Origin of the sequence: Candidatus Stoquefichus sp. SB1, assembly GCF_001244545.1 — a bacterium.
GTDB lineage: Bacteria > Bacillota_I > Bacilli_A > Erysipelotrichales > Coprobacillaceae > Stoquefichus.
The window spans coordinates 600204-612297 of record NZ_LN852696.1; the positions used below are offsets into that span (position 1 = coordinate 600204).

The 12094-nt window shown below is 29.6% G+C and carries 9 protein-coding genes; all 9 read left to right on the forward strand.

Features of this window, described 5'->3' with window-relative positions; translation table 11 throughout:
* Nucleotides 1–429 precede the first annotated feature (429 nt).
* Nucleotides 430–993, forward strand: coding sequence for a restriction endonuclease subunit S (locus BN1865_RS15380; RefSeq protein WP_232780417.1), 564 nt, complete (start codon nucleotides 430–432; stop codon nucleotides 991–993).
* A 4-nt stretch (nucleotides 994–997) separates the two neighbouring features.
* Nucleotides 998–4063, forward strand: a complete 3066-nt coding sequence (locus tag BN1865_RS15385; protein WP_050638144.1) for a type I restriction endonuclease subunit R — start codon at nucleotides 998–1000, stop codon at nucleotides 4061–4063.
* 38 nt (nucleotides 4064–4101) lie between these two features.
* Nucleotides 4102–5346, forward strand: a complete 1245-nt coding sequence (locus BN1865_RS18110) for a restriction endonuclease subunit S (RefSeq protein ID WP_082190011.1) — start codon at nucleotides 4102–4104, stop codon at nucleotides 5344–5346.
* Between the two features lie 20 nt (nucleotides 5347–5366).
* Complete coding sequence (gene fic / locus BN1865_RS15400; protein ID WP_050638145.1) at nucleotides 5367–5975, forward strand: protein adenylyltransferase Fic; 609 nt, start codon at nucleotides 5367–5369, stop codon at nucleotides 5973–5975.
* 59 nt (nucleotides 5976–6034) lie between these two features.
* Nucleotides 6035–7657: a type I restriction-modification system subunit M gene (locus tag BN1865_RS15405; RefSeq protein WP_050638146.1), complete on the forward strand. Its 1623-nt coding sequence runs from the start codon at nucleotides 6035–6037 to the stop codon at nucleotides 7655–7657.
* Between the two features lie 101 nt (nucleotides 7658–7758).
* Nucleotides 7759–8148 carry a type I restriction-modification system subunit M N-terminal domain-containing protein gene (locus BN1865_RS15410; protein WP_050638147.1) on the forward strand — a complete coding sequence of 130 codons (390 nt, stop codon included), beginning with the start codon at nucleotides 7759–7761 and terminating at the stop codon, nucleotides 8146–8148.
* Between the two features lie 25 nt (nucleotides 8149–8173).
* Nucleotides 8174–9208, forward strand: a complete 1035-nt coding sequence (locus BN1865_RS15415) for a type I restriction-modification system subunit M (RefSeq protein ID WP_304438557.1) — start codon at nucleotides 8174–8176, stop codon at nucleotides 9206–9208.
* Nucleotides 9205–10254: a restriction endonuclease subunit S domain-containing protein gene (locus BN1865_RS15420; RefSeq protein ID WP_198527294.1), complete on the forward strand. Its 1050-nt coding sequence runs from the start codon at nucleotides 9205–9207 to the stop codon at nucleotides 10252–10254. Before BN1865_RS15415 ends, BN1865_RS15420 begins: the two co-directional genes overlap by 4 nt.
* Before the next feature lie 905 nt (nucleotides 10255–11159).
* Complete coding sequence (locus BN1865_RS15425; RefSeq protein ID WP_050638150.1) at nucleotides 11160–12020, forward strand: alpha/beta hydrolase; 861 nt, start codon at nucleotides 11160–11162, stop codon at nucleotides 12018–12020.
* Nucleotides 12021–12094: the final 74 nt, after the last annotated feature.

Genomic DNA, 12094 nt, shown 5'->3' on the forward strand with positions numbered 1-12094 from the left:
GCTCTATCCAAAACTTATGGTAAATGAAAATTCTTAATCTGATTGCTGGGACACTCTTGGGGTGGAATACTTTCGTATATACATTATATTTTTTGTTTTATGATTGTAGGTTTATTAAGTAGTGTTTTTTTAATTGCTTAGACATTTAGGGAACTTTACTTATAATTGGTGTTTGATAAAATACTAGTAAAATGAAAATTAGAGTTTTTAAGATGTGTAAAAAATGAATAAAAGGAATGATGGGGCTGATGTGTACTAATTCCTTTATACATATTAAATTTATAAAATTTAAAAATAAATATTTTTCGAAATATTTTAATATTACAAAAAATATTGACATAATATGATTGGACGACTATAATGATGAAGAAAGGAAATATACAAATATTTCATTAAATTATATTTTAAGATTGGGAGGAGATAATTTTGTTGGAAAGAAAATTGAGCGAATTTGTAACATTTATTCCTGGAGTTAATTCTACACGTGTTGAAAAACAGTTTGATTTACAGGATATAGAATATTATGATCAGACTTCTTTTGAAAGAGATCTGAATTATGATGAAACTGATGAGAATAATATTTTATTTTATGCCGATCACGCTTTAAAGCAAGGAGATGTTGTTATAAGTAATTCTATGCAGCTAGCTACGATGATAGGTAAAAATAATGCTGGAAAAGTTCCTACACTTAATTTTACGAAAGTAGAATTTAAGAATAATAATTTAGATAAACAATATTTTATTTATTTGTTCAATTGTTATGATGAAGTTAAGCGACAAAAAGAACGAGAACTTCAAGGAAGTACTATAGCTAGAATTCCAATTAAAGCTTTAAATGAATTGGTTATTCCTGTTGTCTCAATAAGCGAGCAAAAGAAAATTGGTACAATCTATAGTGAGATAATAAAATTACAGAATAAATTAGGAAAATATGCAACTTTAATAGAACAATTCACAAAAACGATACTTGATGATAATTTAAAAGGGAAGTGAGAATATGAGTAATTATAAAAGCAAATCAGAATTAGAGTTTGAAAGTGAAGTTATAGATTATCTTACAAAAATTGGTGGAGTAAAACAATGGGAGTATAAAAAGAATATTAAGACAACAGAACAACTTTGGAATAATTTTAAATTGATTTTAGAACAAAACAATCAAATGAGATTAGATTATCCTTTATCAGTAACTGAATTTGCTCAAGTTAAAAAAATTATTTCAAGTATTGATACACCATATCATGCTGGACAGTTTTTATACGGAGTTAATGGTGTATCTGAAATAGAAATTGATCTTGACAATGGAAAACATGTTTTTTTGACCGTTTTTGACCAAGCTCAAGTGGGTGGAGGAAACACTGTTTATCAAATAGTTAATCAAATTTTCCGCCCTAAAATTCTAGATGGTAAAAAGGATTGTCGTTTTGATATAACATTACTTATTAATGGGTTACCAATTATTCAAATTGAGTTAAAAAAAGCACTTCATAGTACTACAGAATCTTTTAATCAAATGGAACAATATATTGCTGAAAAGCAGTATAGTGGAATTTTTTCAACTTTACAAATTCTTGTTGCAATGACACCATATGATATTCGTTATATGGCAAATACAAAATTAGAAGATTTTAATCGAGCTTTTGCATTTAATTGGCAAAATGAAGAAGATGCTCATCCAGTACGTTCATGGAAAACATTTGCAGATAATGTTCTTTCGATTCCTATGGCACATGATTTAGCAACGCGTTACATGGTTTTAGATGGAACTAAGAATAAAGAAAGTATCAAAGTTATGAGACCTTATCAAGTTTATGCGACAAAACGAGTCCTTGATAAAGTGCGTCAATTTGACTTTCAATATGATGATGGAAGATTAGGATATGTTTGGCATACGACTGGATCTGGTAAGACGATTACGAGTTTTAAAACTGCGTGGCTTGCAAGTCGTTTGTCTAATGTAGATAAAGTTGTATTTTTAGTGGATCGTATTGCTTTAACTCGTCAGACTGCTTATGCGTATCAAGCATATGATCCTGTGGCAGGTTTTGAAGGAAATTCAGGGGTGGTAAGTGATACTGCAAATATATCAGACCTTCATCGTAAACTGATAAGGAAAAGTGATAAAAATATTATTGTAACAAGTATACAGAAAATGTCTCGCTATGTGGGAAAGAATAGTTTTAAACCATTAAGTGAAAGAATTTTATTTATAGTTGATGAAGCGCATCGATCAACTGGTGATGGAACAGATAATGAGGGTATGCTTGAAAGTATCCGTAATGCTATTCCTAATTCTGCTTGGGTTGGGTATACAGGAACACCAAAGTTCCCTGCAACCCGTGAGATATTTGGTGATATATTGCATGCATACACAATCAAGGAGGCTATAGCAGATAAGAATGTTCTAGGGTTTAATGTAGAGTTTAAGGAAACAATTGAAGCACCAGAAACATCTACAGAAGATGATATAGATGATACTATTCGAGGAAGTGTATATGATTTCAGTCCTGAACATGTTAAATTAGTAGCTAAAGATATATTTGATAATTGGAAAGAACGTTCTAATAATAAAAAGTATAATGCTCTTTTTACAGTCCATGTGGGTGGAAATAAAGCTTCTACTCCAAGAGCGATGGAGTACTTTGATGAGTTTGCGGTTTTAAATGCCAAAAGACCAATAGAAGAACAGTTAAAAGTAGCAGTTAGTTTTTCAACTGATACATCTAATAGTGATCATCAATTAAAAACAAATCAAAACTTACATAGAGCAATTATAGCATATAATGAATTGTTTGGCACAAAATTTGATATGAAAACAGTTAAGCAATATACTGATGACTTGATCCGACGTCTTAATAAGACGGTAGATGATGGTAACTATTTGGATTTGGTTATTGTTGTTGATCAACTTTTAACAGGATTTGATGCACCAGAATTAAATACGCTTTATATTGATCGTACTTTAAAGGGAGGCAACTTAATTCAGGCATATTCACGTACAAATCGTATACATCATTCTGATGATAAACCATTTGGTAATATTGTTAATTATCGTTGGCCTCAGCAAAATGAATATGAAATGAACAAAGCTTTTGCAGTATATTCAAATCGTGCTTCTGCAGATGAACAATTAACACTTGAAGAGTTAAAAGTAGACAATGAAAAATTTGGAATCATATCAAAATCATTTAGTAAAGTTCAATCAGAAATTCAGGAAGTCATACAGAAACTTTCAACATTAACAGATGAATTTGTGCAATTGCCTCCAAGTGAAAAAGCACAAGATGAAGTTTATGAAAACCTGAAAGAATACAATCGATTGCTAAGTCAATTAAAACAGTATACTCAAGATGATGATGGAAATCCGGTTTCAGCGTATGATAATCCAGAGGAGTTTTACAATCTTTTGGGGATTACAGAAGAACAGGAAGTAATGTTGACAACTGTTATTGCTGGAGAACTTAAAGAACGACGAGCAAAAAGAGAAGATATTGATATTTCACAGATTAATCTTTCGATGATACATATTCATGAGGTCACAATTAATTATGATTATTTAGTTGATTTAATTGCAAAAATGGCTGATGAAGTTCATGATAATAATATGAAGCAAGCAAAAAATACACGTGAAGAAATTCATATTGAAATTGCAAAATCAGATAATGAAAAAGAAAAATCTAAGATACGTAATTTTGTGTCTCAAATTTATTCAAAGGAATTTGTATTTGATGACTATCCTGCACCACGTAATGTTGAGAAAATGAATCAGGCAATGGATCGTGCACGAAATGATACTGTTAGACAATTGATTACGAGTTTCATTCGTACTTGGGGATTGGATAATAGTATAAAACCTAAAGAATTAGAAAAATTGATTGGAAAGCATAGATTTGGACAAGAGGATTTAGATAAACAGGGGGAATTAACTGCAATTATGAATGATGCTAGAAATGATTATGAAGAAATTGCAGCTAAAAATATCGCAAAATTATCATGGGTAAAATATCGTATTGAGTTACGCAAAGCATTTTATGCCATGGCTGATCAAATCAAGAGTGGAGAGTAGTATCATGATAAGATGTATACTCCAAAAGGAGGATTGGAATGAGTAACAGTGAAAAAAAAGAGCCTCAAATTAGATTTAGAAAATATACTATCACATGGGAACAGCGTAAGCTCCTTGATTGCATAGAAAAGATTACAGATTTTAGAGGTCGTACTCCTAAAAAACTTGGTATGGATTGGAGTGAAAGTGGTTATTTGGCTCTTTCGGCATTGAATGTAAAAGATGGATATATTGACTTTATGCAGGATGTCCATTATGGAAATCAAGAATTATATGATAAATGGATGACAGGAAATGAATTGCATAAAGGACAGGTGCTATTTACAACTGAAGCCCCGATGGGAAATGTGGCTCAAGTGCCTGATAATAGGCAATATATTCTAAGTCAAAGAACTATTGCTTTTAGTGTAAAAGAAGATTTAATTACGGAAAATTTTCTTGCAACTATCCTACGTTCTCCTAATGTTATTGTTGCTTTGACAGCCCTATCAAGTGGTGGAACTGCAAAAGGAGTGAGTCAAAAATCATTATCAGCAGTAGAGATAATAATTCCAAGTGATTTAGGAGAACAAGAACTACTAGCAAATACGTTTTTAGAATTAGATTACCTTATCACTCTTCATCAGCGTAAAATAAAACTTTTGAAAAAAGCGAAGAAGATGTTATTAAATAAAATGTTTCCAAAAGATGGAGAAAATATTCCTAAACTGCGATTTTATGATTTTACTGATGCTTGGAAACAAGAACGTTTAGGAAAATTGGTCAATGTTTATGATGGAACACACCAAACTCCAGACTATAAAACTAATGGAGTTATGTTCCTGTCAGTAGAAAATATTGAAACATTAAAATCTGAAAAATATATTTCTAAAGAGGCATTTGAAAGAGATTTTAAGATTAGGCCAGTAAAAGGTGATGTATTAATGACTCGTATAGGTAATGTAGGCACTGCTAAAGTTGTTGCTTCAAATGAGTCTGTTGCTTATTATGTAAGTCTTGCGTTGTTGAAAAAGAAAGATTTGAACCCATATTTTTTAGAATTTTCTATTCATTCATCCACTGTACAAAATGAAATTTGGAAACGTACTTTGCATATTGCCTTCCCTAAAAAAATAAATAAAAATGAGATTGAAAACATCTTAATTAATTTTCCTGAGGATCGTGAACAAGAAATAATTGGTTTATTTTTCAGAAGTTTAGATAGACTTATCGCCCTTCATCAACAAAAGTTAAAAAAATTGCAGGATATGAAAAAATCTATGCTCAAAAAAATGTTTATATAAAAGAAAGGAATATATATAAAATGTTAGAAAATAAACTTGGTATCAATAATTCAGCTGAACTTGCACGCAAAGAAGAACATATTAGTAAGACAAAAGCGGTAGAACTATTTGAAAATGGGTTGCTTGATACTTTTGAAGTAGGTACTTTTAAGGGATTAGCAGAAATACATCATTATCTTTTTAGTGATATTTATGATTTTGCTGGAAAAATGAGAGACGTGAATATTGCTAAAGGTGGATTTCGTTTTGCGCCAGTAATGTATTTAGATGCAGCATTAAAAAATATTGATAAAATGCCACAATCTGATTTTGATGAGATTATTGAAAAATATGTAGAGATGAATGTGGCTCATCCTTTTCGTGAAGGTAACGGTCGAAGTACAAGAATATGGTTAGATTGTATTTTGAAAGAAGAACTAAAATGTGTTATTGATTGGAATGAAGTTAATAAAGAAGATTACTTATTGGCAATGGAGAGAAGTCCGATTAAAGATGTGGAAATTAAAGTTTTATTAAAGAAAGCATTAACTGATAAAATTAATGACCGTGAAGTATATATGAAAGGTATTGATGCAAGTTATTATTATGAGGGATATAATATTTATAAGACTGAAAATGTGAAAAAATAGTATATTCATTAACGTTGTTAGAATATATAATGAACTATATGAAAAAGGAGACAGCATATATGAGTAAAGCACAAGATATAACAAAAAAACTTTGGGAGATGGCAAACAAACTGCGTGGAACTATGGATGCAAGTGAATATAAAAACTATATTTTACCATTTATGTTTTATCGTTATTTATCAGAAAATCAACATAAACATCTGCTAGATAATCATTTGGAAGATTTTTATAATGTAATAGATAGAGAAGAAAAAGAACAGTATCTTGAAGAATGCTCTAGAGGAATTGGATATGCAATTGCTCCAGAGTATACATGGGACAAAATTGTATCAAAAATTGAAACACATAAAATAAAAGCTAGTGATTTCCAAGACATGTTTGATTCATTTAATACGAATGCTAGACGTAATCCTATTGCTGCATCTGATTTTGCTGATGTTTTTTCAGATGTTAATCTTGGTGATACGCGTCTTGGTTTAAATACTAATGAACGTGCAAAAGCACTTAATGATATTGTACTCATGATTAATGAATTTAATTTTAAAGATGAATCAGGGCATGATATTTTGGGTGATGTTTATGAATATTTAATAGGTCAATTTGCTGCAAGTGCTGGGAAAAAGGGTGGGGAGTTTTATACACCACATGAAGTGAGTCAAATCTTAGCAAGGCTTGTTACTATCAATGTGAAAAAAAATGATGATCAATTTAGAGTATATGATCCTACAATGGGATCAGGTTCTTTGCTTTTAACAGTTCAAAAAGAATTACCATATGGGAATGAAGAGGGGAGTGTTGATTTTTTTGGTCAAGAATTAAATACAACCACATATAATTTGGCACGAATGAATTTAATGATGCATGGTGTTAACTATAAAAATATGGAATTAAGACGTGCAAATACATTAGATGCTGATTGGCCATTTGCTGAAAAAAAAGGAATTCAAATTCCTCGCAAGTTTGATGCAGTGGTTGCTAATCCACCATATTCACAAAAATGGGACATAAAGAATGTTGATCGTGAAAAAGATACGCGTTTTAAAGGATTTGGTGTTGCACCTGCATCAAAAGCAGATTATGCATTTGTTTTACATGGACTTTATCATTTAGAAAAAACTGGAACAATGGCTATTGTATTGCCACATGGTGTTTTATTTAGAGGAGCATCAGAAGGTAAAATACGAAAAAATATCATAAACGAAAATCTATTAGATGCTGTTATTGGATTGCCTGCGAATCTTTTCTATGGAACTAGTATTCCAACATGTATATTGGTTTTTAAAGGGCGTGAAGCTCGAGGAAAAAGAAAAGATATTCTTTTTATAGATGCTTCTAAAGATTTTAAAAAAGGAAAAAATCAAAACAAACTTACTGGAGATAATATTGACAAAATTGTTAACACATATAAAAAACGTATTGATGAAGATAAATATGCTCATGTAGCTACTTTAGAAGAGATTAGAGAAAATGATTATAATTTGAATATTCCACGTTATGTTGATACATTTGAAGAAGAAAAGATTATACCGCTGCCAAAAATAGCTAAGGAATTGAAAGAATTAGATGCAGATATTAAAAGATCAACAGATGAATTGTTTCAATTATTAAATGAGTTAACAGGTACAACAGAAGAAGCCAAAAATGAATTGAAAGAGTTTGTTAATATACTAAATAAAAAATAAAAGAGTGTAATTAAGGTGATCTATGGTTTAATTAAGCTAAATAATATAGAGATTTATTTCAATATACTTAAAAAATCTGATAGTAAGTAAGGAGTAATAAAATGGTTGAAGCACACGGAAACAAAGGATACAATATATTTAGATTATTATGGGAAAAAACAGAAGTATTGCTTACTGAGATGGATAGAAATGAAATTCGTGATTTTTTAATGGGACTACTATTTTATAAATATTTATCTGATACTGTGATTTGCTATGTTGGCAATTATTTTGAAATGCCAATAAATAATTTGGAAGAAATACAGAAAACTTATGAAGAAAATTTCAAAAATAACGATGTAGCTAAAGTGCTTATTGCTGATATGAAAAAAGAATTGTCATTCTATATAGAACCCGATTTAACATTTATTTATTTTGTAAAAAATTTAAATTCTTCAAATTTTGCACTGATTAAACTACTATGTGGATTAAAAAAAATAAAAATCGAATGAATTTTTTGAAATTGTTATTAAGAGTATTGAATTATATAACTCTAAAGTTGAAAGTATTTCAAAAAGAGTTCATGAAGCAATTTGTGATATCATAAGAGAACTTTCAACGATGATTGTTTTAGAACGAGATTCCAACTTTTTGGGTGATGCATTTGAATATTTAATACATATGTTTCTATATAATTCTCAAACAATACAACGTCAATTTTATACTCCATCTGAAGTATCAGATATGATGGTACGAATATCGATGATTGGGAAAGAAAATGAAAAAAACGTTTTTGTTTATGATGGTTCGTTGGGTTCAGGAATATTATTGTTTAGTATCTTCAAACATATAGGTAATACTCATAATCTTTGCTATTATGGACAAGAATATAATGATTCAACTGTTTATGATATTGCACGAATTAATATGATACTTCATGGTATACCTATGAATAAGGTCAATCTACACATGACAACATCATTAAATGAAAACTGGCCTAGTAGCGTTGAGAACTCATTGAAGTTTGATGTCGTATTAATGAATCCACCATTTTCAATGAAATGGACACCAGAAAAACAATTTTTACAAGATCCAAGATTTTCAACATATGAATGTCTTGCTCCTAAATCAAACGCAGATTTTGCTTTTATTTTGCATGGCTTGTATTATCTTAAAGAGACAGGCACAATGGCAATAATTGTACCTTATGGTGTCTTAACAAGAGGTGGTGTAGAACATAAAATTAGAAAAAAACTATTGGATAAGGGGGCAATATATGCAGTAATATCTATGCCAGACAGAATTTTTTATAATACTGCAACAGCCACAACAATATTGGTTTTAAAAAAGAATACAAAACTTAAAGATGTATTATTTATAGATGCTTCTAGAGAGTTCAAAAAGGTTAAAAATAGAAATGTTTTAACAGAGAATTGTATTCAAAAAATTGTAGATACTTATACTAAAAGAAGATGTTTTGACAAATATGCTTATTTAGCTAGTTATGAAGAAATAAAGGAAATGACTATAATCTTAATATATATAATTATATTAATTTGTTTTCAGATATGATTGGGGAAGAAAGAAATTTGCTTAAGGATATTGCTGATATATATACTAGTTGTGATTGTGAAAAATCGGAAGGACTTTTTTTGAAATATAGTGATTTAAAATATCCAATTAAAAACAATTTCTCAAGGCAATACGATTATGGTATAGTTTTAAAATATGGGGATATAATTATATGTCCAGGTGGAAGAAAGTTTTTATTTTATGAAAAAAATAATGAAAACTTTGTGTTATCAAAGACAGCAAGGAGTATTCTAGTTATAAGACCAAAAAATATTTGCTCAGAGGTCCTGTTTCTTTATTTAGAAACGAAAGAAATATCTGATTACTTATCTAATTTAAGTGGGAGGACAGTGATACAAAGAATCAGTAAAAAAAATTTAGAAAACTTGCCTTTATCTAAAGAATTACCTCCTTTATCAGCTCATATATTAAATAAGCCATATATTGATTTGTTTATAGAAAAATATATTAGTAAAATAAATACTGTTTATTTATCAGATTTGTTAAAAACAGTAAACAAAAGATTGGTAGAAAGAACTAGTGATATATCAAAAGAATGTATAGAGTTAATAGAAAAACAGTCAGAGGGAATTTATTGGGATTTCAAGTTGAAACATTATGAAAATACTGCGTATTTATTGCACGATATTTTATGTATGGCCAATAATATTGCAGATAGAGATTCATATATTATTATGGGCGTCGAAGATAAAACGTGTAGAGTGATTGGTGTAGAGCATGACAATGGAAGAAAAGATTCTACTTATTTCAATTCGGTTCTTAAAACAGCTAATTTTTTTGAAAATAATATACCATTATTTAATTTGCATACCTTTATATATAAAAATCATGAGATTGATGTTCTAATAATTAAACATACTACTAAAAGGCCTTATTTTCTAATTGAAAATTATAGAAAGGGTAAGGTTGATGTTAGAGCTAATTTTATTTATGCACGAGAATCAGATTCTAATACAGATATAGATAAAACGGCATCAGCTAACGCTATAAAACATCTATGGGAGGAAAGAATTAATAATTCGTAGTTTTTAACTGAAAATGAAGTGCTATGTAAATACTTATAATTAATGGTTTTTAGTAAAAATAATTTTAGTTCTGTATTGAAGGTAGTGGATAAATAATTTGCTTTCTAGTTTCTTCTATAATTTGATATCCAAATCCAAAATGAATAAATATTTTCCTTAGATTCTTGCTGTTATAATATAATGTTAATAATCTATATGAAATATATTATCAATTTGGTTTTCTTCAGATAATTTTATTCCCAGTATGTATTTTATAAAACTTATTTGTAGGAAAAAATATATTTTTGAAATATTATGTTATAGAGAAGGTAAAAAATAAACTTTAAGAGATTTTGACAATTTTCATTGTATTGGGATATTCATACATGCAAGGATAAAATTGCAAATAGCATTCTTTTTGTGTAAAAAGAGTTGTTTTTTCTGATTTATTGGTTATAATATAAGTGAAAGGAATAATCGATAGACGGTTATGCCTTGGATTTTGCCTTTTAAATAACTACCAAAGTTTTCCGAGGACAGTGGTAGTTATTTTTTGTTTTCCTTTATAATTTCAAGGAGTAGTTTCACAATGATTGCGATGATAGCTATCATTAAAGATAAAATCTCATAATCGCTCATGTTTCACCACCTCCGTTGTTTCAAATTTCTCAAAAGAGATATCTATATCAACAGAGTTTCCGATCTCTGATCTTTCGACCAAAGCATAACCACCTACCGTTATGATTATTCCATGACAATATTATAGCACAAAGCAAATTTAAACACTGATTTTTATTTGCAATTTGCATATATTATTTTTGCTTTTTTTGTTTGAATTTCTTTTTTTAAAATAAAATGGAATAAATTCCAAAAATAACTTGATTTATGGAATTTGGTGTATTATACTGTAGGTGTGAGGTGAGAAGATGAAAGAAAGAAAAAAGATTGATGTTAAGAACTATAGTGGTTATTTTGATGTTCAATACAGTCCAGCATCCCAAACTTGCTTAATGGATATTTTTTTACCAGCAGGAGAAGGTCCGTTTCCAGTGATTGTTTCTATTCATGGTGGAGCATTTAAGAAATGTGATAAACGTGATGAAGAAATGATTCTGGATATGTTGCATGGACTTGATAAAGGGTATGCAGTTGTTGGTGTGAATTATCGATTGAGTCAAGAGGCACAATTTCCAGAGCCAGTTAAAGATATCAAACAAGCCATTCGCTTTATCAAAGATCATGCAAATGACTATCACTTTGATAAAGAAAAAATTGTTGTTTGGGGAGGAAGTGCGGGTGGTTATTTTACACTTATGTCTGGACTCATTGATTGTTTTGATCAATTTGATGATGAGTATTCTTCAAAAACAAATACCAAGATTCAAGGGTTAGTTGCTTGGTTTCCACCAGTTAACTTTAAGAATATGGACCATCAATTGAAAGAATCTGGGTTATTAAAACACTATCCTGATCATGATGCTGATGATTCTCCAGAATCATCATTTATAGGAGTACCAATTGTGAGATCAGATGATTTGGTTCAAAAAGCCAATCCAGAAACTTATTTACATGCTGATGTTTGTCCAATGTTGATTCAACATGGAAGAGTAGATGAAGTGGTTCCTTATCAACAATCATTAGAATTTGTTAAAAAGGCAAAAGAAATTTGTGGTGAAGAAAAGATTATTTATGAAATTATCGAAGGTGCTAATCATGGTGATCCATTATTTAGTACACCGGAGAATTTACAAAAAGTTTATGCATTTATTGAAAAGTGCTTTGAGTAATACCAACTGTTGTTGGTAAAAAAATTTGGTTTAAATTGGAATGAATTCCAAATTTAAATATAAAAAGGAAAATA

Excerpts from the sequence above, each read along its gene's own strand:
- BN1865_RS15410 (WP_050638147.1), top strand. The coding sequence starts at position 7,759 with ATGGTTGAAGCACACGGAAACAAAGGATACAATATATTTAGATTATTA.
- BN1865_RS18110 (WP_082190011.1), top strand. The coding sequence starts at position 4,102 with ATGAGTAACAGTGAAAAAAAAGAGCCTCAAATTAGATTTAGAAAATAT.
- BN1865_RS15385 (WP_050638144.1), top strand. The coding sequence starts at position 998 with ATGAGTAATTATAAAAGCAAATCAGAATTAGAGTTTGAAAGTGAAGTT.
- BN1865_RS15405 (WP_050638146.1), top strand. The coding sequence starts at position 6,035 with ATGAGTAAAGCACAAGATATAACAAAAAAACTTTGGGAGATGGCAAAC.
- fic (WP_050638145.1), top strand. The coding sequence starts at position 5,367 with ATGTTAGAAAATAAACTTGGTATCAATAATTCAGCTGAACTTGCACGC.
- BN1865_RS15425 (WP_050638150.1), top strand. The coding sequence starts at position 11,160 with ATGAAAGAAAGAAAAAAGATTGATGTTAAGAACTATAGTGGTTATTTT.
- BN1865_RS15420 (WP_198527294.1), top strand. The coding sequence starts at position 9,205 with ATGATTGGGGAAGAAAGAAATTTGCTTAAGGATATTGCTGATATATAT.